Source organism: Azospirillum baldaniorum (assembly GCF_003119195.2).
GTDB lineage: Bacteria > Pseudomonadota > Alphaproteobacteria > Azospirillales > Azospirillaceae > Azospirillum > Azospirillum baldaniorum.
In genome coordinates this window covers 1,713,138-1,736,856 of the sequence record NZ_CP022254.1, presented here as the reverse complement: position 1 = coordinate 1,736,856, position 23,719 = coordinate 1,713,138, and the positions used below count along the sequence as shown (strand labels likewise).

Sequence of the window (23,719 nt, the reverse complement as noted above, 5' to 3'; positions counted from 1 at the left end):
CCTCGTCCATGCGCATAGCCCTCATCCGAACGACAGGAGAAAGAACATGCAGATCGGGTTTGTCGGTCTCGGCAATATGGGCTCGGCAATGGCCCTGAACCTCGTAAAGGCGGGCCATGACGTGCGGGCCTGGAACCGCAGCAAGGTCACACAGGACAGTGTTCCCGGGGTAACGTTGGTCAGGCGCGCGGCGGATGCATTCCAGGCTGACGCTGTCTTCACGATGCTGTCCGACGACCCTGCCATTCGGGAGGTGATCCTCGATGCCGGCCTGCTGGCAAGCGCGCGACCAGGGCTGACCCATGTCGTCACATCGACGATCTCGGTCGCCTTCGCGCGGGAACTGGAGCGGCTGCACGAAGAGGCCGGCCTAGGCTATGTGTCCGCACCGGTCCTCGGGCGACCGAACGCAGCGGCGAGTGGCCAGCTCAACATCCTGGCGGCCGGGAAGGCCGATGCCGTTGCCGCGGTCGAGCCGCTGCTCGCTTCACTCAGCAAAAAGGTCTGGAAGTTGGGGGAGAACCCCGCTCGGGCGAATACGGCGAAGCTCGCCTGCAATATGATGATCGCCATGGCCATCGAGGCGATGGCTGAGGGTGTCGTGCTGACCGAGAGCGTCGGACTCGACCGTGCGGATTTCTTCGAACTCATCCTCGGCACCCTGTTCTCGGGTCGCGCCTATGAGAGCTACAGCGCGCAAATCACGGAACGGTCATTCGAGCCGGGCTTCAAAGCCGAGCTCGCGCTCAAGGACATGCGTCTCGCGACTGAGGCCAGCAACGAGATCGGACGCACGCTCCCAATGCTCGAAGCTGTCCGCGAGGGGCTCCGCAAAGCTGTCTCGGCGGGCTTCGGGAACAAGGATTGGTCGATCATGGCCGACATGGCGGTTCGCGGCGGCGACAGCCTGGCGTTGTCTGAAACCAAATCGGAGAAGAAACAATGAAGACTTGGCTCATCACCGGCTGCTCAAGCGGCTTCGGACAGCGCCTCGCGCTCGCCGCGGCACGACGCGGCGATCGGGTCATCGCGACGGCCCGCGATGTCGAAGCGATCGAAGACATGGCCGAGCCTTTCGGCGGCCGCATGATCACCTTGCCACTGGACGTGACGGATGCGGCGGCAGCCAAGGCAGCGGTCGCAAAGGCGGTCGAGACATTCGGCGGGTTTGACGTGCTCGTGAACAATGCCGGCTACGGACTGTTCGGCGCGATCGAGGAAGGCACACCCGAAGAATACCGGCCGATGTTCGAGGTGAACGTCTTCGGTCTGATCGAAACCACCAGAGCCGCCCTGCCCGTCCTGCGACATTCGGGCGGAACGATCGTCAACATGTCGTCCGGCGCCGGCATCGCGGGCAGCGGCGGCGGAGGGTATTACAACGCCGCCAAGTTCGCCGTGGAAGGGATTTCCGAGGCACTCGCCGGCGAGCTGGAGCCGTTCGGCATCCGCGTGCTGATCGTCGAGCCTGGGCCGTTTCGCACCGATTTCCTTGGCCGTTCGATCAGGATGGCGGCCAACGAGATGCCGGAATACGCCGCGAGCTCGCGCAAACACTATCGCGAAACCAACAACGGCAATCAGGCGGGCGATCCCGACAAGGCGATCACGGTGATCCTGCAGGCCGTCGACGCCGATGACGCCCCGCTTCATCTGCCGCTCGGCCCCATCGCGCACGCGATCGCCGAGCGGAAGCTGGCTGCGTTCCGCAGCGACATCGACGCTTGGCGCGACATCTCGATCGCCACCGATTTCGATCAGCACTGAGCGCTGGCCGCGAGCTTTGTTTAAACGTCAACATCGACTGGAATGCGATCATGATCGCAACGTTGAAGGGGTTTACCCAGCAGCTGGTGCCGGTGAATGGCATCAAGATCAACGCTGTCACGGGAGGCTCAGGCCCGCCGATCCTTCTGCTTCACGGCTGGCCGGAAACATGGTGGGAATGGCACAATGTGATGCCGCTGCTGGCCGAGCATGTCAGCGTGGTGGCCATCGATCTGCGCGGCGCGGGCTTTTCCGACTGCCCGCTCGACGGCTATGACAAGGCAACGATGGCGCGCGACGCGCACGAGGTCATGATTGCCCTTGGACATGAACGCTACGCCGTGTGCGGACATGACATCGGCGGAATGGTCGCCTTGTCGCAGGCCGCCATCCACCGGGAGGCTGTCACCCACTTGGCCGTCCTCGACGTTCCGCTTCCCGGCTGGACCGGATGGGAGGCGACGACCGCGGGGCTCTGGCACTTCAGCTTCCATATGAACCGGGATCTACCCGAGCGCCTGATCCATGGCCGTGAATATGACTATGTTTCGACCTTCATGGCAGAGCGTTTCTACGATCACAGCACCTTCAATCCGGCAGACATCGAGATCTACGCGAAGGCGATGGCTCTTCCTGGCCGCACGCGCGGCGGCATGGAATGGTATCGCACCCTCGCCGCCGATCATGCGGCGGCTCTCGAGTACAAGAAGCACCCGCTCGGGATACCGGTGCTCGGTCTTGGTGGGGATCAGCGGTTCGGTGCGCAGATGGTGCCGATGCTCAAAGAGTTTGCCAGTGATGTGACAGGTGGCTCGATCGCGCGGTGCAGCCACTATGTCGCGGATGAGCGGCCCAAGGAAGTCGCGGCCGCCCTGATCGATTTCCTCGAGGCCACCTGAACCTCCGCGCCCGCGCCGTCGCGGGCTGGGCGGATCGCGACGCTGCGGGCGAATTGCGCCCGAAGCGGTCGCGATGGATCGACAAAATCAAGGAGACTGTCATGACCGCACCCCTCATTCGCGGCGTCAATCATATCGGCATCACGGTGCCCGACATCGAAGCGGCAAAATCGTTCCTAGTGGAAGCCTTTGGCGCCCAGGTGATCTACCAATCCTTCGGACCGCAGGACCCACCGCGGCAGGGACCGGAATTCGAGCGGGCCGTCGGTGCTTTCCCCGGAACGGTGGTGCGTGCGCAGGCGATGGTCAAGATCGGAACCGGACCCGATATCGAACTCTTCGAAATGCACGGCCCCGAGCAAGCCCAGCCGATCCGGGCAAGCGACTTCGGCATCACGCACTTCGCTCTCTACACCGACGACATCGACGCATCGGTCGAGCGCTTCGAGAAGGCTGGAGGCACCCCCCTCACCGCGCCGCGCGCTATTCCCTATGCCACCGAGAAAGGCCCTGGAAACAAGGTCTGCTACTGCCGCATGCCCTGGGGCACGACGATAGAATTCATCACCACGCCAGACCGTATGCCCTATCATGACCAGACTGAACTGCGCAGGTGGCAGGACGAGGACTGAGCAGGGCACGATCGGACAATACAGCGTCGTGCGGGATTAGCCGGCGACAGGATGCGCCCGCCGAACCAAGGGGGACCTCCGATAATTCGGTGTCGGCGAAGCAGTCCGAACCTCCGACGCCCCGGCGTGCGGTTCGGCTCCTGGCTGGCGATCCCGACAAGTTGACCGACGAGAACCGCCGCTTTGTCCGGGCGTTGCGGGAGCGCTCGCCGTCGATCGCGACGGCCGTCGATCTCATACCGGCGAGCGGAGCCACTGACGCTGTCGAGCGTAAATCCTGACACATCAGGATTTACGCTCGCCCTCAAACGGCGGGCGCGGCCGTCCGACCGCCCAGGGAATCTCCAGTGCTGTCAGCGTCGCCTTGTCCATTCGGCCATCGAAGCAGAGCGCAAGCGCCTCACGGTAAAGGGGAATGGACTCCTTCGCAGCCAAGGCGAACAGGGTCACGCAGGAATGGAACTTCATGTCGTCCGGAGAGCCGAAGATCTCATGAAGCGATCGCCCCCGGATCGCCAGAACGGCCCGCGTCGCGGCTTCCAATCGTGGGCCGAGCGTCGGATGCTCCAGATAGGCGCGCGCCTCGTCGAGGGAAGCGATGCCGTAGAAATCGGCAGTTGCCGAGCGGCCGAGGCCGCGCAGTTGTGGAAAAATGAACCACATCCAATGGCTCCGCTTACGCCCGTCCTGCAATTCGTCGAACACCGTCGCGAACACCGACTCCTGTGCGGTCACGAACCGTTGGAGATTGAAGGGATCGTCCAGTTGCATTCCAGCCCTCCCGACTGAGGATCCGCCCTTTCACAACACCCGCACCGCAGCCTCATACTGGCCGCGCTCAGTCAATTTATCATCGGTGTGCAGCAGGCCGAGCCGGTACAGCGCACACCACGTCTGCCCCGACCCGCCGTGCATCGACCGCCCGGCCAGATGCGCCCAAAGCTTGCCCCGATAGTGGCTTATCACCGCCGGCGACAGCTTGAGCAGCGCCGGCGCACCGTTCGCATCAGAATCAGCATCTTGTCATGCAGGACGAGGTGCATGACGGAAACTCCAGTCAACTCCGCTTGACGCACCCCTCATCATGTAACAAGGTATGATACATGAGCCGCGATACTCGTTTATCCGGTGTTCTCCATGTGCTGCTGCACATGGCCGAGCACAAAGGGCCGGTCACGTCCGAGGTGTTGGCGCGGGCGATGCAAACCAACGCCGTTGTCATTCGCCGGACCATGGCAGGACTGAAGAAGCAGGGCTATGTCCGGTCGGAGAAGGGGCATGGCGGCGGCTGGAGTCTGGCGTGCGACCTGAACAGCGTGACCCTGGGTGATGTCTACGAGGCCCTGGGCCGCCCGCCGCTATTCGCGATCGGCAATCGGAGCGAGGCGCCACAGTGCCTGGTGGAGCAGGTGGTCAACGCTGCACTGGACCAAGCCCTCCACCAAGCGCAGGAGCTTCTTCTTGCCTCCTTCCAGGGTGTGACGCTGGCGGCACTCAGCGCCGACTTCCACCGGCGCCTTGAGCGCCACCCGTCCAAACAGACCGGAACCGACCATGCCTGACGATAGCGCGAATGGCGCGAACCACTTCCTGAAGACCTTCTCCGATCCGGACGCGGTTGCCCGCTACGCCGAGGGGCCCAAGCGTTTCGTTCCCGGGTTGGACGGGCTGCACCGGATGACCGGCGTGCTCCTGGCGGAAAAAGCGCCGCGCATTGCGCGCGTGCTTGTGCTGGGGGCCGGCGGCGGACTCGAACTCAAGGCCCTGGCCGACGCTCATCCCCACTGGCGCTTCGTCGGCGTCGATCCGGCTGCGGAAATGCTGCGGCTGGCGGAGCGCACGCTTGGGCCGCACATGGACAGGGTCGAGCTAGTCGAGGGGTATATCGACGACGCTCCCGAAGGGCCGTTCGATGCGGCAACCTGCCTGCTGACGCTGCACTTCCTGGCGCCGCCGGAACGCGAGAGGACGGTTCGCCAAATCCATCGGCGGCTCGTCCCCGGTGCGCCGTTCGTAGCCGCGCACGGCAGCTTCCCGCAACGGCCGCCCGAACGCGGCCTCTGGCTGGATCGCTACGCCGCCTATGCCGTTGCTTCGGGGGCTGATCCCGAACAGGCAAACGCTGCTCGCAGCGCCGTGGAGGCGAGTGTGCAGATGTTGAGCCCCGAGGAAGACGAAGCTGTTCTGCAAAAGGGTGGCTTTACTGATGCCCAACTGTTCTACTCGGCGTTCACGTGGCGCGGCTGGGTCGCTCACGCATGAAGTGTGCCCCATAGCTGGGCGCTGAGCAGTATGCAAAGTCTTTGATGGGCCGACATAGGGCCGCGAACCGCCTCGATCGCGGCGACGTCGATTATGGTCATGCCCATCACCATCTGGAACGCATGCTTCGCTTCCGCTCCTGGCGCTCGGCCGTCCTCGAAAACGGTCGGCCAAGCTTCCAGCTACAGCGTCGACGAGCGGCGATCGACATTGAAAAGCAGCTCATGGCGCATTTCCATGATGCACCCTTTCACGACATCAGCCAAGGCTTGGGATCATCGGCGCGGTAGGCCGCGCAAGCCTCGGCGCCGGCCTCCCGGCTGCCCGCTTTCGTCTCCACTGTCCGCGCGAGGTCGCATGCCCCGTACTCCGGAGACCGCCAGAGGTGCAGGGCACACGACGCTTTAGCCGGGCACCGCCAATCATCACACAGAGCCATGGCCGCGCCCTTGTATGACAAGCTCAGTCCATATTTAACCCTGGACGGCTGGTGGCGACCTGTCGTCCAGGTTGACCGACCCCGTCGCGCCCAAGGCTCCGAAGCCGAGTGAAAGCTTGAGGGCGGCCAACCATCCTTGCAAGTCCGAACGGTTGCTTGAGCACGAGCTCGCATCACAAGGAAGGATCACGAGGATGCCGGAATCTGAACGAGCCGTGGGGATCGATTGCGGGAAGGATTTCCTGGATGTTGCCGTGTTCCCCGGCGCCGGCTGGCATCGGGTGGCCAACACGTCCGAAGGACACCGGGAGCTGGTGGCCTGGATCACGGAACGGGCAATCGGCGTCGTCGGTCTGGAAGCCAGCGGCGGCTATGAACGTCCGGTTCGGAACGCACTGCGCGCCGCCGGGGTATCGGTCCGGGTGTTCGATCCAGCGCGGGTCCGCCATTTTGCCAAAGCCAAGGGGCGGCGGGCCAAAAACGATCGCCTCGACGCGGCGGTGATCGCTGAGTTCACAGCCACCCAGACGGCGGAACTGCTGCTTCCGGCCGACCCGGCCCGCGAGGAACTGGCCGGCCTGATCAAGGCGCGCCGCCTGCTCGTCAGCAAACGCGCTGATCTCGGCAAGGGCATCCCCCATGCCCCAGCCGCCGCCCGGGAGGCGCTGACCAACGCGGTCGAGCATCTGGCACAGGAGATCGCCACGCTGGACGCCGCCATCGCACAGACGGCCAAAACCCTGTCATCCCTGTCCCGAACGGTGCAAGATCTCCAGACCGCACCGGGCATCGGTCCTTTGACCGCGGTGACGCTGGCCGTCCTGCTGCCGGAGTTGGGTCGGATTTCCGGCGGGAAGATCGCTGCCCTGGTCGGCGTCGCACCCTTCGACCGCGACAGCGGCACCTTGCGCGGCCAACGCCACATCGCCGGCGGGCGGGCCGATGTCCGCCGTGCCCTGTATCTGGCCACCTTGTCCGCTGCCACCCACGCCAAGGGCGTCATCGCCGATTTCTACGAGGGCCTGATCGGACGAGGGAAGCCACCGAAGGTCGCCTTGGCCGCCTGCATGCGCAAACTGATTGTCCGCCTCAACGCCATGGTCGCCCAGGGAGCCAATTGGGAAGCCAAACCGGCGTGAAAGGCCGACGGTCGGCGCTCGCCGTCGACCGATGCCGAACACATCGAACCGGCGGCGCGGACGGGTCAAGGCCAAGGCCGCCCGCAGGGCGGGGGCGCGTTTGCGCCCGCCTTGACGCGGAGCACCGCCGGTTCAATCGCGCGCTCCAGACCATATGTTTGCCGGCCGAAAGGTGAGTAGCAGCGGAGCAGAAAACCCAGGTAAACTCTCAGTGTGCCTCGATTGGGTCTACACCAGAGACGACACCCCACTTCGGCTGTTCATTCTCTGCGCCATAGAGAAAGACTGCCCATGCTACGGCAACAACTCCAAGATCAATCGAGCCGCCTTCAGGACATGGCTCGCCGGGCCAGAGCCAGGTCTGAAACGCTCCTCAGTGCGGCTGTAGAGGCCCGTATCTGTGCCGATGAAGCAATAGCCAATGGGCGGCAAGCTCGCGACGTCGCACATGAAATCCTTCGAATGAGAGCAAATGCCGCAAGGTCCTCATCCTCGTGAAAAGGTCTGCCGAAACGGACGCTTAGAGGAAACGCCGTGTTTTCTAGAATCTAGCCGTTACCTGGGTTTCCTGCTCCGCTGCCACACGGCCACCTCCTTTAACTCGACATTAAAGACACGCGGGATCCAAACAAGAACTGCGTCCAAAGGCGTAGTTCCCGCTTAGCAAAACACGGTTGCTTTCACGACACAGGTTGTTTTCGCGCCGCGCGCTTGAGCGCGCCCCACATGAAGCCGGCGGCCTCCACCTCGCCCCGCAGCGTCGCGACGGCGGCCTCCACGTCCCGGCCGTCCAACTGCTCGGCCAGCAGGATCTGATAGCGGCGGGCGAACCCCTTGACGCGCACTGTCCCTGGGTCGGTTCCGTCTGATGCCAATGCGTCGCGGATCAGGTTGGTGAGTTCATCTTGATACCGCATCGTCGACCTTTCACGACTTGAGTTCGCGCCGCCGCCGGTAATCGGCGAGCGCCCGATACAAGGTCCCCCGGTGCACCCCGAACTGGTCGGCGACCTGCTGGCCAGTTGTGGCCGGATCGGCGAGCAGACGCTCCGCCATACCGAGTTGACGGTCCGTCAGCTTGGCCGGACGGCCGCCGCGGTGCCCCTTTGCTCGCGCCGCTGCCATGCCGGCCTTGGTCCGCTCGCTGATGAGGTTGCGCTCAAACTCGGCCATCGCCGAAATCACCGTGAACACGAGGCGGCCGACGGCGCCGCCGGTGTCGATGCTCTCGGTCAGGCTGCGCAGCACCACCCCGCGCGTGTTCAGATCGTCGGCGATGCGCAGCAGCTCGGCGGTGGACCGGGCCAAGCGGTCGAGCCGCCACACCACCAGCACGTCACCGCGGCGGCATGCCTTCAGGGCGCCGGCCAAGCCGGGACGGTCGGAGCGGACGCCGCTCGCCTTGTCACTCCACACGTCGGCCTCGGCCACCCCGGCGGCGGCCAGGGCAGCGAGCTGGAGATCGAGCCGCTGGTCTTCGGTCGAGACGCGAGCGTAGCCGATCAGATGCGGTGCGGGGATGTTGTGTCGCGTTTGATCCATGCCCTTTCACGACAGCATAACGCGACAGGTTTTGCAACACGTTCCGCCGCTTCGCACCGTCGCGCCGCTACTGTCGCGTAACCGCTCGTTTGCGCGACGGCACTCTGGTGGCCAAACCGAGCGGTGGAGGCATTGCTTCAGCAGCTCCAGAGCAGCGGGATGCTTGGCTAAGAACGCGGATCATAACCCCGCCTCCATAGGCTCAAGTCGTTGATTATACACGAATCGGTAGAGGTTTTGATCGGCATTCTAAGCAAGCCCTGGGGGGCCTCCCTCCAACGTCCAGCCATTCCGCCGCCTGCCGGCCAACTTTGCAACAGAGCCATTTTTGTTGCATCGTGGCAATATATTGCAATTTGCGACATAACGCTCCGTCGATTGAACACGCAATATGCATTCTGATAGATAGAAATTAATAGGCAATCTTTCTATTGCGAAACAATCTTAGAGCGAATGCGATAGGCCGGTTGCCCTAAGCGATGGAAACAAGCAGGGGCGCAAACATGGATACGACCACCCTCATCGCCGCCGCCGTCGCCGGGTCGATTCCGCGGACGGCCGATCCCGTCGCTGATGGCGGGCGCAAGGAGGTTGTGTTCATCGATACCGGCCTTGCCGACTGGCAGACTCTCGTGGCGGGCGTGGCGGCCGGAATCGACGTCGTGCTCCTGGACGGCGCGGCGGACGGGCTGGCGCAGATGGCGGCTTGGGCGGCGGGCAAGGAGGGCTACGACGCCATCCATGTGTTGAGCCATGGCGCCGAGGGGCAACTCCGGCTGGGAACGCTCGTTCTTGACATCGCTGCCGTGGCGGCCCGCTCCGCCGAACTGGCCGCCCTGGGCGGCGCGCTGGCGGACGGAGGCGACCTGCTGCTGTACGGCTGCGACGTGGCGGGCGGAAACGGCGCGGCGTTCGTCGCCGCCCTGGCCACGGCGACCGGAGCCGACGTCGCGGCCTCCATCGACCGGACGGGCAGCTTCGCCGCCGGCGGAAACTGGGTTCTGGAGACCGGGATCGGAAGCCTGGAAACGTCGTCCCTGGTGTTCCAGGGCTACGCCCATGCGCTGGCTCCCCTCGCCGCAACCGCCGGCAACGATTCGCTGACCGGCACCGTCGGCAACGACAGCATCGCCGGCCTTGCCGGCAACGACACCCTGAGGGGCAACGACGGCAACGACACCCTGGACGGTGGCGACGGCGACGACAGCCTCTACGGCGACGCCGGCAACGACAGCCTGGAGGGCGGCGACGGCAACGATTACCTGGACGGCGGCACCGGCAACGACACCCTCGTCGGTGGCGCCGGCAACGACATTCTTATCGGCGGCGCCGGCAACGATTCGCTGGTCGGCGGTGACGGCAATGACACCGTCAGCATCGGCAGCCTTTCCGACTACACCGCCGACGACATCATCGACGGCGGGGCCGGCGACGACACCATCCGCTTCTTCAGCACGACGGCCGGGGACACCCTGGTCCTCAACGGGAACGTGACGGACAGCGACGGCACCATCAGCATCGTGATATCGGGCACCGCGACCGGCGGGATCAACAACGCGGCGGTGAACATCGACGCGTCCGCCGTGACGCTGTCGGGCGGCGTCACCATATCCGGCAACGGCGAAGCCAACACGCTTACCGGAACGGCCCAGAACGACACGATCAGCGCCGCCAACGGCAACGATACCCTGTTCGGCGGCGCCGGCAACGACAGCCTGAGCGGCGGCAACGGCGATGACTCGATCGTCGGCGGCACCGGCAACGACACCCTGGACGGCGGCGCCGGCAACGACAGCCTGGTCGGCGGCGATGGCGACGACACATTGAGCGGCGGCGCCGGCATCGACACCTTGATCGGCGGCGATGGCGATGACGTGTTCCTCATTTCCGCTGTTGCCGATCATCCCACCAACGAAACCATCAACGGCGGCGCCGGAAACGATGTCATCCGCTTCGTCTCCTCGTCGTCCGGCGCCGTTCTGGTCCTCAACAGCAACCTGACCGACAGCGACGGCACCATCACCATCGACGTCTCGCGCAGAGCCGACGGCACGACCAGCAACTCGGCAGTGGGGGTCGACGCGTCCGCCGTGACGCTGACGGGCGGCGTCACGATCATCGGCAACGCCGGAAAAAACGTCCTGACCGGATCGGCCTACAACGACTCGATCAACGGCGGCAACGGGGACAACGTCCTGGATGGCGGCGATGGGGACGACACCATCATCGGCGGCACCGGCAACGACACCATCATCGGCGGAGCCGGAACCGACTCCCTCTTCGGGGGGAGCTTCAACGACGTTTTCGGCATTGCCGCCGGTTCCCACCACACGGCCAACGAAACCATCGACGGCGGTACCAGCTCCGACACCATACGGTTCTACAGCGCGACCGACGGTGACACCCTCACCCTCAACAGCAATCTGAAGAACGGCAGCAACAACTTCACCATCGCGATAACCGGCGACGTCAACGGCGCGGCCAGCAACGCTTCGGTGAATGTCGACGCGTCCGCCGTGACGCTGGCTGGCGGCCTCAAGATCTTCGGCAGCGGCGGAAACAACGTGCTGACCGGGACGGCCCAGAGCGATTCGATCGAAGGCGGGGACGGCAACGACTCCATCAACGGCGGGGACGGTCGGGACACGCTGAACGGCGGAGACGGCAACGACACCCTCATCGGCGGCGGAAACAACGATTCCCTGAACGGCGGGGACGGCGACGATTCCCTGGAGGGCGGCATCGGCAACGACACCCTGACCGGTGGCGCCGGCAACGACACGTTGACCGGCGGTGCCGGCAACGACGTCTTCGTCGATCCCAACGGCGACGTCATCACGACGCTGGAGAGCGGCGACATCATCCGGTTGACCGGTGGGGCTGCCCAGATGCTCGGCGCGAGCCATCTGCAGTACGACAGCGGCACCAAGACGCTGACGGTGGATTGGGACAAGAACGGCACCTTTGGCGGAGGGTCCGACGTCGTCATCACCTTCACCGACGCTCCCAGCCTGACGACCTTCACGATCACCGACAACGGCGCCTTCGCCGACATCACGATGAGCGCCGCCCCGACCGGCCCGACCGTCACCGATGCGAACATCTCCATTTCCGGCGGCAGCGGGACGGGCGGTGCCTACAAGATCGGCGACACCGTCACCGCGACCTGGAACAACACCGCCACCGGCGACAACAACACCGACGCCCTCACCGGCGTGACGATGGACTTCAGCCAGTTCGGCGGCGGTTCGGCGGTCGCGGCGACCAACAGCAACGGCGTCTGGACCGCGACCTACACCATCACGGCCGGGTCCATCGACACCACCAACCGCAACGTCTCGGTCACCGCGACCACGGCCTCGGGAAGCACCACGCGGGCCGACGGCACCAACGCCACGGTGGACAATGTGGCGCCCACGCTGACGCTGGGCAACATGGCGGGCCAAGCGTCGCTGGTTGGCACGAACAACACGCTGCGCATCGGCAGCACGGTGAAGGCGGTCTGGGACAACAGCGCAAGCGGCGACGGGAGCGACAACACCGACACGATCGCCGGCGTGACGGCGGATTTCAGCCAGTATGGCGGCGGTTCCGCTGTTGCCATGACCAACACCGGCGGCGTGTGGCAGGCGACCTACACCATCGCCGCCGGCGGCCTCGACACCACCGGCCGCAACGTCTCGATCACGGTCACCGACAACGCCGGCAACAGCAAGACGCTGACCGACACCGCCAACCACAAGCTGGACAATGCGGCGCCCACGGTAACGGACGCCAACATCGCCATCTCCGGCGGCACCGGCACCGGGGGCGCCTACAAGATCGGCGACACCGTCACGGCGACCTGGGACAACACGGTCGACGGCGACAACAACACCGACACCGTGTCCGGCGTGACGATGGACTTCAGCCAGTTCGGCGGCGGCTCGGCGGTTGCGGCGATCAACAGCAACGGCGTCTGGACCGCGACCTACACCATCACCGCCGGTTCCATGGACGCCACCAACCGCAACGTCTCGGTGACCGTCACCGACAACGCCGGCAACGCCACCACGCGGGCCGACACCGCCAACGCCACGGTGGACAACCGAGCGCCCACGGTGACCGACGCGAATCTGTCGATCTCCGGCGGCAGCGGCACCGGCGGCGCCTTCAAGATCGGCGACACCGTCACGGCCACCTGGGACAACACGTTGAGCGGCGACGACAACACCGACACGCTGGCCGGCGTGACGGTGGACTTCAGCCAGTTCGGCGGCGGCGCGGCGGTCGCGGCGACCAACAGCAACGGCGTCTGGACCGCCACTTACACCATCACCGCCGCGCCCGGCGGCACCGCGAATCTCAACGTGTCGGTCACCGCCAACGACGACGCCGGCAACGTGACGACGGTGGCGGACACCGCCAACGCCACGCTGGAGGTCGCCGTGCCCACGGTGACGGACGGCAACATCGCGATCTCCGGCGGCAGCGGCACCGGGGGCGCCTACAAGATCGGCGACACCGTCACGGCGACCTGGGACAACACGGTCGACGGCGACAACAACACCGACACCGTGTCCGGCGTGACGATGGACTTCAGCCAGTTCGGCGGCGGTTCGGCGGTCGCGGCGACCAACAGCAACGGCGTCTGGACCGCGACCTACACCATCACCGCCGGTTCCATCGACGACACGAGCCGCAACGTCTCGGTCTCCGCCTCGCTGGCGGGGGCCGGCACGACGACGACGGCCGACACGACCAACGCCATGGTGGACAATCAGGCCCCCACGGTGACCGACGGCCACATTTCGGTCTCCGGCGCGACGGGAACCGGCGGCGCCTTCAAGATCGGCAACACCGTCACCGCGACCTGGGACGACACGCTCCTCAACGGCGACAACAACACCGACACGCTGTCCAGCGTGACGTTCGATTTCTCCGCTTTCGGCGGCGGCAGCGCAGTGGCCGGCGTCAACAACGGCGGCGTCTGGACCGCGACCCACACCATCACCGGCGGGTCCATCGACGCCACCAACCGCAACGTCTCGGTGACCGTCACCGACGATGCCGGCAACGTGACGACGACGGCGGACTCCAACAACGCCACGGTGGACAACATCGCGCCCACCGTCACCGACGCGAACATTTCGATCTCCGGCGCGACCGGGATCGCTGGGGCGTTCAAGATCGGCGACACCGTCACCGTGGTGTGGAACGGCACCGCCGACGGCAACACCGACACGCTGGCGGGCGTGACGGTGGACTTCAGCCAGTTCGGCGGCGGCAGTGCGGTCGCGGCGACCAACAGCAATGGCGTCTGGACCGCCACCCACACGATCGTCAGCGGTTCCATCGACGCCACGGGCCGCAATGTGTCCGTCACCGCCACCGACGACGCCGGCAACACGAAGACCGGCATCGACAGCAGCAACGCCGTCGTGGACGACCGGGAACCGTGGGCGAGGGACAGCTTCATCGCAATCTCCGGCGCGACCGGAACCGGCGGGGTCTACAAGATCGGCGACACCGTCACCGCGACCTGGGACAACAGGATGGTGGGGGGTGACAACAACACCGATTCCCTGACCAGCGTGACGTTCGACTTCTCCGCCTTCGGCGGCGGCAGCGCGGTCGTGGCGAGCCAGACCGACGACGTCTGGACGGCGACCTACACGATCACGGCCGGTTCCATCGACGCCGCCAGCCGCAACGTCTCGGTGACCGTCATCGACGACGCCGGCAACACGGCCACGGGGACCGACACGACCAACGCCACGGTGGACAACGTCGCCCCCACCGTCACCGACGCGAATCTGTCGATCTCCGGCGGGACCGGAACCGGCGGCGCCTTCAAGGCCGGCGATACGGTCACCGCGATCTGGAACAACACGCTCGCCGGCGACAACAACACTGATACGCTGGCCAGCGTGACGGTGGATTTCAGCCAGTTCGGCGGCGGCAGCGCGGTCGCGGCGACCAACAGCAACGGTGTCTGGACCGCCACATACACCATCACCGGCGGTTCCGTCGACGCGACGGACCGCAACGTCTCCGTGACCGTCACCGACGATGCCGGCAACACGACCACGCGGGCCGACACGACCAACACCACGCTGGACAACGTCGCCCCCACCGTCACCGACGCGAACATCTCGATCTCCGGCGCGACCGGAACCGGCGGTTCTTTCAAGACCGGCGACACGGTCACCGCAATCTGGGACAACACACTGGCCGGCGACAACAACACCGACACGCTGGCCGGCGTGACGATGGACTTCAGCCAGTTTGGAGGTGGCTCCGCGGTTGCCGCGACCAACAGCAACGGTGTCTGGACGGCGACCTACACGATCACCGTGGGCTCCATCGATGCCACGGACCGAAATGTTTCGGTTTCCGTTACCGATGACGCCGGTAACACGACCACGCGGGCGGACGGGATGAACGCCAGTGTGGACAACGTCGCCCCCACGGTGACGGACGCGGCGATTTCCATCTCCGGGGGTTCGGGCCCGGGCGGCGCCTACAAGGCCGGTGACACGGTCACCATGACTTGGCACAGCACGGTTACTGGCGACAACAACACCGACACGCTGGCCGGCGTATCGGTGGACTTCAGTCAGTTCGGCGGCAGCTCCGCAGTCGCGGCGACCCACAGCAACGGCGTCTGGACCGCGACCCACACCATCACCACCGGTGCGCTGGAGGCGGCCAACCGCAATGTCTCGGTCACCGTGACCGACAATGCGGGCAACGTCACAACGCGGGCGGACACGACCAACGCCACGGTGGACAACGCGCCTCCCGCCGCGCCGGCCATCACCGGCTTCTCCAGCGACACCGGAAGCTCGTCCAGCGACCGGCTGACCAACGACACCACACTGGTGCTGAGCGGAACGGCGGAGGCCAACGCCCTGGTGACCGTCAAGCTGGGAGGGAACTCCATCGGCACGGCGAACACCAACGGGTCCGGCGCCTGGACCTTCGACTACACCGGCACGGTTCTGCCGGCGGGCACGCACAGCTTCACCGCCACAGCCACCGACGCCGCAGGCAACGTGTCCACGGCCTCGTCGCCCTTCACCATCACGGTGGACACCGGCGCCCCGTCCGCCACCCTGACGCTGAGCGACACCAGCCTGGACGAGACGGGGGCCGCGACCCTCACCATCACCTTCACGGAGGCTCCGGTCGGCTTCGCGCTCGACGACCTGTCGGTGAGCGACGCCACCCTGTCCAACCTGACGGTCCAGGCGGACTCCAACGGGCTGGTCTTCACCGCCACGCTGACGCCGAACCTGGACGTGGAGGCGACGGGCCGCACCGTCACGCTCGGCACCGGCTGGACCGACGCGGCGGGCAACGCGCCGGCGGCCACGGCGTCCTCCCCCGCCTTCTCCATCGACACGCTGGGCGCGGCGGGCGTCATCGCCACCCCGTCCGGGTCGGTGACCAGCGAGGCCGGCGGCGCCGTCACCGTCGCCATCGTCCTGGCGACCCGTCCGCGCGGCGACGTGACCATTCCGCTGTCCGTCTCAAGGCCCGGCGAGGCCCGGATCTCGGCCGGCAGCCTGACCTTCACCACGGCCAACTGGGACACCCCGCAGACGGTCACGGTCACCGGCCTGGACGACAGCGTGAACGATGGCGCGCAGGCCTACGACCTGGTGCTCGGCGCGATCACCAGCACCGACGGCCGCTACGCCGGGCTCGATCCGGCGGACGTGGCGCTGAGCAACGCCGACGACGATCCGCCGTCCATCGCGCTCGCCACGGCCACCCGCGACGACAGCACCACCGGCGACCCCACGGCCCGGGTCACCGGCACCGCCGACGCCGGCTCGAAGGTGGAGGTGTGGCGCGATCTGGACAACGACGGCGTCCTCGATCCGGAGGACACGCTGCTGACCTCGGTCCAACTCGGGGCGGCGGAGACGGCCTTCACGATCGACGTGCCGCTGCCGAACAACGCGTTGACCGACCTGATCCTGGTGGCGGTGGATGCCGATGGGCACCGTTCCGCTCCGCTCGACGTGATCCAGCGCTTCCGCACGGTGGAGACCGGCTCCGGCACCAACGTCACCAACGAAAGCAGTGTGGACAGCGACGGCCACGAGCGGGTGGACGTCGAGGCGGTGTCGGAACAGGCCGGCGGGTTCGCCGAGGTGGTGCTGACCGACCAGACCGAGGACGACGGCGAACCGATGCTGACGGCCAGCGTGTCGGCGGGTACCCGGCTGGTCGCCAGCGGCCCGGCGGCGCAGCAGAGCAGCGCGGTGGCCGGCCAGACGCTCAGCAACAGCCTGCTGACGCTCGCCGCCGGCGCTGACGAGGCCGAAAAGGCCGCGCTGCAGCAACTCGCCTCGCGGATGCCGGCGGCCACCAGCGCTCTCGGCTCTGCGACGCCGGTCACGGTGCGCCAGATCGTGGTTACCGCCAGCTCCGGCGGTGCGACCACCGGCCCGGTGACCATCCGCGGCACGGCGGATCAGGGCGACGGTGTGGCCGCGGTCGTGCTGGACACCCGGCAGGCTGCGGGCAGCACCGAGGTCAACCTGGACAACGTCAGCGTCGCGGTGATCCTGGGCGAGGCGCGGATTGGCGGCGGCGCGGGCAACAACGCGGCCTACGGCGACTCCAGCGCCCAGTTCATGCGGATGGGGCCCGGCGACGACACGCTGTCGGGGGGCGGCGGCAACGACACCATCGCCTCCACCACCGGCAACGACCTGCTGTCCGGCGACGACGGCGACGACTTGGTGCATGGTGGTGAGGACAACGACACGGTGCTCGGCGGTGCCGGCAATGACACCGTCGGCGGCGGCACCGGCGATGACTATGTGTTCGGCGGCACCGGCGACGACATGCTGTTCGGCGAGGACGGCAACGACTGGGTGATCGGCGGTGATGGCCTCGACATCCTGTCCGGCGGAGCCGGCAACGACCTGCTGTTCGGCGAGGGCGGCAACGACACCGTCTTCGGCGGCGACGGCAACGACGCCGCCTTCGGTCAGGAGGGCGACGATATCCTGTCGCTGGAGGCCGGCAACGACATTGCGGACGGCGGCGACGGCAGCGACACCCTCTTCGGCGGCGATGGCAACGATACCCTCTTCGGCGGAGCCGGTGCGGACCTGCTGTCGCTGGATGCCGGCAACGACATTGCGGACGGCGGGGCCGGCAACGACACGCTGCTCGGCGGGGCCGGCAACGATACCCTCTTCGGCGGAGCCGGTGCGGACCTTATCGACGGTGGGGAGGGCAACGACGTGATCTTCCTCATCGACGGGGCCGACACTGTGTGGGGCGGAGCCGGAAGCGACCTTTTCGCGCTTGGCACCGGGAGCGGCGGATCGGTGGTGATGGACTTTACCGCGGGCACCGACCGGCTGGCCCTCACCGACGCCTCGATAAGCCTCGCTGGTGTGATCGCCTCGGCGCGGGTCGTCGGCGGCAGCACGGTGCTTGATCTGCGGCCCGGCAGCAGCGTTACCATCCAGGGCCAGACCGGGGATGTCGCGCGCTGGTTTTCCTGATCGGGCGGTTGGGCGGCCCCCGCACCCCGGAGGTCGCCCGCCTGTGAGCCAAGCCGCCCCTTCCACTCCGCCGACGGTACTGTCAACTTCACGGTTGATTGACGAGCTGAGGGTCTGAACCACCTGCGTTCTGGATGGCATCATCACATAAACTGCGGGGCTGGCGAGCCGGAGGTGCGCCGGGCATGGTAGCGAGATGAGACGCGAGCCCGATCCCCACTACTGCCACCGCTTCCCAGCTGAACTGATCGCGCACGCAGTTTGGCTGTACGGCTCTGTTGCAAAGTTTGCCGGCAATCACGAGCTGATGGTTACGGGCATCACCACCGCCTGCCGGCAAACTTTGAACAGAGCCCCCCTTCCAAACCGTCACCGTTGATTTGACGGTGCCCTCCTAGCTGTTTGATGGCGGAACGTTGTTGGGACCCGGTCTGTTGGGCCATTCAGGAATATGGCTGGTGGATCGAAAGGCGCTTGGGTCCTGCGCCACAGTAGGCCGGCTATTGGCGCAGTCCCGCCCGTCGTCGCCATGACAAGCCCAAAGCGCCCACCGCGCGACGGCCGGTCAACCCCACAGCCGCCTCCGGCGGTGGCCCGCCAGGGCCAGGGTTGACGGGCCGGACGCGGCGGGCATCATCCCGCGTGGCGGCGACGCTGAGCCTGTTCGGCCCCGACCGGGAGGAGCCGCCATGTACCACATCCATCCCAACGCCCGCACCACTCCGGCGGTACGCGCGGCCATCGCCGCCTCGACCGAACCCTCGGGCGTGCTGGCCAAGCGCTACGGCGTCAGCACCGAAACCATCCGCAAATGGCGCAAGCGTGGTTCCGAGGACATTCAGGATCACTCCTCGCGGCCCCAGCACCTGCGCTGGCGGGCCACCGAGGAAGAGCGCGCCATCGTCTGTGAGCTGCGCCGGAGCACCGGGTTCCCACTCGACGACCTCACGTTTACGGTGCGCCACTTCCTGCCCCACCTCAACCGCGACGCCATCTACCGCATCCTGAAGGCCGAGGGCCTTGGGCGCCTGCCCGACCGCCCGACCGACGCGCCCAAGAAGGGCACCAAGCACTTCAAAGAATACGCCCTCGGCTTCCTGCACATCGACATCAAGCACCTGCCGAAGCTGCACGTGATCGGCTCCGGGGCCCGCAAACGCTACCTCTACGTCGCCATCGACCGTGCCTCGCGCATGGTCCATCTGGCGGTCAAGGACGAGGAAACCGAAGCCTGCGCCACCGCCTTCCTCAGAGAGGCCGTGGCCGCCTTTCCCTTCACCATCACCCACGTGCTGACCGACCGCGGCAGTTGCTTCACCGCCGACGGCTTCGAGGCGGCCTGCCGCGCCCTGGGTGTGCAACACCGCACGACCAAGCCCTACACGCCGCAGACCAACGGCATGGTCGAACGCTTCAACGGCCGCATTGGACGGGACGTGCATCGGCACGCACAACGCCCTGGAGCGCCTGCTGCGCGGCTACAAGCTTGCCTATAATGCCCGCCGGCAACGCGTCCTCAAAGGCCACTCACCCGACGAGGTCGTCCGCGAGCGCCTGAAGGCGAAACCCGAGCTGGCCAACCCTGCCTATCGACCTCCCGATCCTTGCTCCCTGACCAAAGCCAAGGTTGCCGCTCAGCTCACGGTGTATGCCGCCAAGGACGTATGGCATCCGGACACCTAGTTCTACAGTTGAGCCTGAGAGGCTGGGGGTGTGAGCTGTTGAAGGGAGTCTCCGCTTTTGGAGGCTCCCATGACCGCAACCTTGGATGTGTTGACGGGTTGGCCGGCGCGGCTCGATGAGCTGTTCGGCCGGATCTCCAGTGAATTCGCGCGTGCCGAGCCGCGTCGGCAGGCCCGCAAGTACCTGGAAGGGCTGCTCGGCGGCGCCAAGCGCAAGAACGGCTGGCAGTTAGTTGGCCGAACAGATCGGCGACGCCCGGCTCTGGCGCACGCCGCGGGTGCTCAGCCATGTGCTGTGGGACCAGGATCGCGTCCGCGACGTATGCGGCGCCTACATCATCGAGCAGCTCGGCCGTGACGGTGTGCTCATCGTCGATGAAACCGGCTTTCTCAAGAAGGGCGAGCATTCCGTCGGCGTGGCCCGGCAATACTCCGGCACCGCCGGGCGCATCGACAACTGCCAAGTCGGTGTGTTCCTGGCCTACGCTACCGAGCGTGGCCACGCACTGATCGACTGCCGCCTCTATCTGCCCGAGGACTGGCTGGATGACGCGCATCGGCGCGAGGGCCACATCCCGGCCGACGTGGCGTTCGCCACCAAGCCGGCAATGGCGCGGGCGATGCAGGCAACGGCTTCACCATCGGTGGACAGGACGAGGCCGTAGGTGATGCGTTCGCGGGTGAAGCCGAAGGGGACAACGTCATGGCAGCGCTCCAGCCGGTCGTAATGGGCGACGAGAGCGGAAAGGACACTCATGGCCGCACCGCCGCCGCAACGAAAGGCGGAACGTCGATGACGCCGTCGCGCAGGACGGCATGAAAGAAGCGGGAGGCATGATTCTTGGCGTAATCGATGTCCAGCAGCATGAGACCGAGGTCGCGGTCGCGCTGGTCGCCGGGGAACTGGTGCATCGGCGGGGATCCCTCCCACAGCATGACGTCGGCCGGAAACTCGCGGGTGCCGAGGCAGGGGAAGCGGAAGCATTGGCCGCGCCGGGCGCGGCGGGTGAAGATGCCAAGGGGGATGTCCAGCCGGTCCCCAACCGGGGCGTCATCGGTCAGGGTGAGGCGGGCGGTGATGAGATAATCGACCTCGACCAGGATGGTGGCGGCGCGTCGTTGCCGGTTGTCGGCGGCGATTCGCGGCAGGGTCTGAAAAGCACCGTTCCGCATGGCATGGCGCACCGAGGCAACCGGGATGCGGTCACCGATCTCGTTGCGGCTCAGCGACTGGAAGCGGATCGGATTGAGGACATAGATGCGGTCGATGATCCAACGCAGCCCGGGGCGCCAATACACACTGTCGAAGATACCGCGAGCGGCGGACGGAGTAATGACATCGTAGGAGACGCGTTCGGTTTTGAACTCCGCGCGAGAAAAGCAAGCCCGAGCCCCCGAGACGCGCAATATGACGCTGTGCGGCATGGAGAACCTCCTGCGATGAGCGTTCCCCAGCAGGATAACCGAATTTCATCCCCCTGAAATCGGGCATTCGTAAGTGAAATACAGAAAAATTCACTGATATATAGGATTTCATCCTATTCAATACTGATTATCTTGGCTCTCTATTAGGTCCATCAGAAGATATTGGTCGAATTTATATTCGTTAGACGCTTATTTTTATTTATAGATGGGAGGAAGAAATATTATTTCTCAGCCTTCACGAGACCTACCCTTCCTGACCATGGAAGCCATCCAAAAGCGAGCCTTGGCCAAGCGGCCACAACACGCAGAAAGCGCATCATATTTCACAAGGAAAATTGTCCATAGGATGTTGTTTTACAGCCGCCCAGCATCCTGGCCGGCGTTCTTGGCGCGCGGTTGTGGCGGACCATTTTATGGTTCCGCGGAGTGCGGTTTATGGGTGCTCTCGCAACAGTTTATGGTTCCATCCAGAGGTCCTTCACCGCCCCGATCAGAAACTCCTTGTTCCCTTCGGGACCGGTGATCGGGCTTTCGGTGATGTCCAGCACGCGCCAACCCGGCAGGGCATCGAGCCACCCACGGATGCGGTCGCAGACCTCCTGGTGCAGGTCCGGTTCGCGCACCACCCCGCCCTTGCCGACACGGCCCTTGCCGACCTCGAACTGCGGCTTGATGAGCGCGACGAGCCGCCCGCCCGGAACGACCAGAGCCAGGGCGGCGGGAAGCACCACCTCCAGTCCGATAAAGCTGGCGTCGCACACCACCATGTCCACCGGATCGGGGATCTCGGCATTGGTCAGGTGGCGGGCGTTGGTCTTTTCCAACACCACGACACGCGGGTCGTTGCGCAGCTTCCAGGCCAGTTGCCCATGCCCGACATCCACCGCATAGACCCTGGCGGCGCCGCGGGTCAGCAGCACGTCGGTGAAACCGCCGGTCGAGGCGCCCACGTCCACGGCGGTCAGGCCGGTGGGGTCGAAACCGAAGACGTCCAGCCCCTTGACCAGCTTCAGCCCGCCGCGCGACACCCAGGGATGGTCCTGCCCCTTCACCGACAGCGGAGCGTCCTCGGCGATCGTGTCGCCGGCCTTGTCGATGCGCTTGGTGTCGGAATAGACCAGTCCGGCCAGGATCAGCGCCTGCGCCTTGGCCCGGCTTTCGGCCAATCCGCGCTCCACCAGCGCCACATCCGCACGCACCCGCGCCATCTCAGAACTCCCCCGTCGACGAGGCTGGATGCATGGCGCAGGACGCGGCGTTCGGCAAGAGGCGATGAGCCGTCACAGGCGACGGAGGATCAGAAAGGCAGATCCAGGACAAAGCGCGTGCCGGGAGCGTTCGGCTCCGCGCGCAGCTTGCCCTTCAACTGGCCGGCGAAGGCCCGCGCCACCTTCATGCCCAGCGAGTCGGCGCGCGCAACCTCGAAGCCCGGCGGCAGGCCACGCCCATGGTCGGCGACGGTCAGGCGACGACCACCCTCGTCACGCGGCACGAGGCTGACCTCGATGTCCCCCGGACTGCCCGCCACATAAGCGTATTTGGTGGCGTTGCCGACCAGTTCGTTGAGGATGAGGGCGAGCGGAATCACCGAATCCACCGGCAGCATCGCCTGCTCCACGGTCACGGCGATGCGCCGTTCCGGCCCGCCCACCGCGAAGTGGCTTTCCATCTCCCGGCAGGCGTCTCTCAGATAGGCCCCGAAATCGACGAGGCTGCCGCGGGCGGCGGCATGGACGCGCTGGTGCGCCTGGGTCACCGTGCCGATGCGGCTGCACGCCTCCTGGAAGGCGCGGCGCATGTCCGGGTCCTTGGCCGACAAGGTCTGGAGCGTCAACAGGCTGGACACCAGCTGGAGCGTGTTCTTGACCCGGTGGCTGACCTCCCGCGCGTGGTGATGGGCGGTCTCGGTCGATTCGGCCTCGGCGGGACGCAGGGTGACCAGAAGCGACGGGCCGCCGTCGAGCGCGGCCACGGTCAGGTCCCAGGACACCTCCTCCGGCCCGGTGATCCGCAGGCGAGCGCCCTCGCCATTGCGCAGCGCCTCGGCCATGCGCTCGTCGGAGGCTTCCGGAAAACGGTCGGCCAGGGCGTGCCCGGCTTCCAAACCCAGGGCGCGCATGACGGCGTTGGCGTAAAGACAACGGAAGGATGTTCCGTCGACCACGGCGGTGGGCGTCGGAGACGACTCAACGATGGACCGGAACATCCCCGGGCCATCCTGAGGCGAAGCGCCGTTCTCGTCGGATGCGCGCCCTGCACCCGCTGCAAACACCTGAGGCATGTTCGACAACACCCAGTCCCGCCGGATACGTTAATTATCTATTGTTTTCGAATTGTAAGACAGCGGTCCCAGCCGCACCAGAGAAAGCGCCCCGCGCGACCTTAGGCTAATGGCATTAGCCCCTTCGTCCAGGCTC

General features: G+C 65.9%; 14 protein-coding genes and 2 pseudogenes. 10 read left to right on the top strand and 6 right to left on the bottom strand.

Annotated features, from left to right (window positions below):
- Positions 1-46: 46 nt before the first annotated feature.
- The 4 genes from Sp245p_RS22180 (at position 47) to Sp245p_RS22165 (ending at position 3,298) form a co-directional block, all read left to right on the top strand.
- Positions 47-946 carry an NAD(P)-dependent oxidoreductase gene (locus Sp245p_RS22180; protein WP_014198478.1) on the top strand — a complete coding sequence of 300 codons (900 nt, stop codon included), beginning with the start codon at positions 47-49 and terminating at the stop codon, positions 944-946.
- Positions 943-1,767, top strand: coding sequence for an oxidoreductase (locus Sp245p_RS22175; protein WP_014198477.1), 825 nt, complete (start codon positions 943-945; stop codon positions 1,765-1,767). The genes Sp245p_RS22180 and Sp245p_RS22175 overlap by 4 nt, the downstream gene beginning before the upstream one ends.
- A gap of 50 nt (positions 1,768-1,817) precedes the next feature.
- The gene (locus Sp245p_RS22170; RefSeq protein WP_014198476.1) at positions 1,818-2,666 is read left to right on the top strand and encodes an alpha/beta fold hydrolase; all 849 of its coding nucleotides are present in this window, start codon (positions 1,818-1,820) and stop codon (positions 2,664-2,666) included.
- A 101-nt stretch (positions 2,667-2,767) separates the two neighbouring features.
- Complete coding sequence (locus Sp245p_RS22165; RefSeq protein ID WP_014198475.1) at positions 2,768-3,298, top strand: VOC family protein; 531 nt, start codon at positions 2,768-2,770, stop codon at positions 3,296-3,298.
- A gap of 285 nt (positions 3,299-3,583) precedes the next feature.
- Here the strand turns inward: Sp245p_RS22165 and Sp245p_RS22160 are convergent, their stop codons facing one another.
- Positions 3,584-4,069, bottom strand: coding sequence for a DUF1810 domain-containing protein (locus Sp245p_RS22160; protein WP_014198474.1), 486 nt, complete (start codon positions 4,067-4,069; stop codon positions 3,584-3,586).
- Between the two features lie 332 nt (positions 4,070-4,401).
- Between Sp245p_RS22160 and Sp245p_RS22155 the strand changes: the two genes are divergently transcribed.
- The 3 genes from Sp245p_RS22155 to Sp245p_RS22145 all read left to right on the top strand — a co-directional run bounded on the left by Sp245p_RS22155 (position 4,402) and on the right by Sp245p_RS22145 (position 7,138).
- Positions 4,402-4,860: an Rrf2 family transcriptional regulator gene (locus Sp245p_RS22155; RefSeq protein WP_041812449.1), complete on the top strand. Its 459-nt coding sequence runs from the start codon at positions 4,402-4,404 to the stop codon at positions 4,858-4,860.
- A complete protein-coding gene (locus Sp245p_RS22150; protein WP_014198470.1) occupies positions 4,853-5,560 on the top strand; it encodes a class I SAM-dependent methyltransferase in 708 nt (235 codons plus the stop codon). The genes Sp245p_RS22155 and Sp245p_RS22150 overlap by 8 nt, the downstream gene beginning before the upstream one ends.
- A gap of 633 nt (positions 5,561-6,193) precedes the next feature.
- Positions 6,194-7,138: an IS110 family transposase gene (locus Sp245p_RS22145; protein WP_014198469.1), complete on the top strand. Its 945-nt coding sequence runs from the start codon at positions 6,194-6,196 to the stop codon at positions 7,136-7,138.
- Positions 7,139-7,818: 680 nt separating this feature from the next.
- Here the strand turns inward: Sp245p_RS22145 and Sp245p_RS22140 are convergent.
- Both Sp245p_RS22140 and Sp245p_RS22135 read right to left on the bottom strand, forming a co-directional pair.
- Complete coding sequence (locus tag Sp245p_RS22140; RefSeq protein ID WP_109138838.1) at positions 7,819-8,055, bottom strand: hypothetical protein; 237 nt, start codon at positions 8,053-8,055, stop codon at positions 7,819-7,821.
- A gap of 10 nt (positions 8,056-8,065) precedes the next feature.
- A complete protein-coding gene (locus tag Sp245p_RS22135) occupies positions 8,066-8,680 on the bottom strand; it encodes a recombinase family protein (RefSeq protein WP_014198466.1) in 615 nt (204 codons plus the stop codon).
- A gap of 503 nt (positions 8,681-9,183) precedes the next feature.
- Between Sp245p_RS22135 and Sp245p_RS22130 the strand changes: the two genes are divergently transcribed.
- From Sp245p_RS22130 to Sp245p_RS22120, 3 genes and pseudogenes are all read left to right on the top strand, one after another.
- Complete coding sequence (locus Sp245p_RS22130; RefSeq protein ID WP_014198464.1) at positions 9,184-18,195, top strand: DUF4347 domain-containing protein; 9,012 nt, start codon at positions 9,184-9,186, stop codon at positions 18,193-18,195.
- 689 nt (positions 18,196-18,884) lie between these two features.
- Positions 18,885-19,878 (top strand): annotated as a pseudogene (locus Sp245p_RS22125) (IS481 family transposase).
- A gap of 69 nt (positions 19,879-19,947) precedes the next feature.
- Positions 19,948-20,500, top strand: a pseudogene (locus tag Sp245p_RS22120) (IS701 family transposase); the annotation flags it as partial.
- Positions 20,501-20,630: 130 nt separating this feature from the next.
- On the opposite strand, the gene cas5c reads toward Sp245p_RS22120, so the two are convergent.
- The 3 genes from cas5c to Sp245p_RS22105 all read right to left on the bottom strand — a co-directional run bounded on the left by cas5c (position 20,631) and on the right by Sp245p_RS22105 (position 23,508).
- A complete protein-coding gene (gene cas5c / locus Sp245p_RS22115; RefSeq protein WP_014198458.1) occupies positions 20,631-21,302 on the bottom strand; it encodes a type I-C CRISPR-associated protein Cas5c in 672 nt (223 codons plus the stop codon).
- A 455-nt stretch (positions 21,303-21,757) separates the two neighbouring features.
- Positions 21,758-22,510, bottom strand: a complete 753-nt coding sequence (locus Sp245p_RS22110) for a TlyA family RNA methyltransferase (protein ID WP_014198457.1) — start codon at positions 22,508-22,510, stop codon at positions 21,758-21,760.
- Between the two features lie 89 nt (positions 22,511-22,599).
- The gene (locus tag Sp245p_RS22105; protein WP_014198456.1) at positions 22,600-23,508 is read right to left on the bottom strand and encodes a sensor histidine kinase; all 909 of its coding nucleotides are present in this window, start codon (positions 23,506-23,508) and stop codon (positions 22,600-22,602) included.
- Positions 23,509-23,719: the final 211 nt, after the last annotated feature.

Bases quoted from the DNA above. Each gene is read 5' to 3' on its own strand.
- Sp245p_RS22155 (WP_041812449.1), top strand. From the start codon at position 4,402: ATGAGCCGCGATACTCGTTTATCCGGTGTTCTCCATGTGCTGCTGCAC.
- Sp245p_RS22180 (WP_014198478.1), top strand. From the start codon at position 47: ATGCAGATCGGGTTTGTCGGTCTCGGCAATATGGGCTCGGCAATGGCC.
- Sp245p_RS22165 (WP_014198475.1), top strand. From the start codon at position 2,768: ATGACCGCACCCCTCATTCGCGGCGTCAATCATATCGGCATCACGGTG.
- Sp245p_RS22105 (WP_014198456.1), bottom strand. From the start codon at position 23,508: ATGTTCCGGTCCATCGTTGAGTCGTCTCCGACGCCCACCGCCGTGGTC.
- Sp245p_RS22110 (WP_014198457.1), bottom strand. From the start codon at position 22,510: ATGGCGCGGGTGCGTGCGGATGTGGCGCTGGTGGAGCGCGGATTGGCC.
- Sp245p_RS22145 (WP_014198469.1), top strand. From the start codon at position 6,194: ATGCCGGAATCTGAACGAGCCGTGGGGATCGATTGCGGGAAGGATTTC.
- Sp245p_RS22160 (WP_014198474.1), bottom strand. From the start codon at position 4,069: ATGCAACTGGACGATCCCTTCAATCTCCAACGGTTCGTGACCGCACAG.
- Sp245p_RS22170 (WP_014198476.1), top strand. From the start codon at position 1,818: ATGATCGCAACGTTGAAGGGGTTTACCCAGCAGCTGGTGCCGGTGAAT.
- cas5c (WP_014198458.1), bottom strand. From the start codon at position 21,302: ATGCCGCACAGCGTCATATTGCGCGTCTCGGGGGCTCGGGCTTGCTTT.
- Sp245p_RS22175 (WP_014198477.1), top strand. From the start codon at position 943: ATGAAGACTTGGCTCATCACCGGCTGCTCAAGCGGCTTCGGACAGCGC.
- Sp245p_RS22140 (WP_109138838.1), bottom strand. From the start codon at position 8,055: ATGCGGTATCAAGATGAACTCACCAACCTGATCCGCGACGCATTGGCA.
- Sp245p_RS22150 (WP_014198470.1), top strand. From the start codon at position 4,853: ATGCCTGACGATAGCGCGAATGGCGCGAACCACTTCCTGAAGACCTTC.
- Sp245p_RS22130 (WP_014198464.1), top strand. From the start codon at position 9,184: ATGGATACGACCACCCTCATCGCCGCCGCCGTCGCCGGGTCGATTCCG.
- Sp245p_RS22135 (WP_014198466.1), bottom strand. From the start codon at position 8,680: ATGGATCAAACGCGACACAACATCCCCGCACCGCATCTGATCGGCTAC.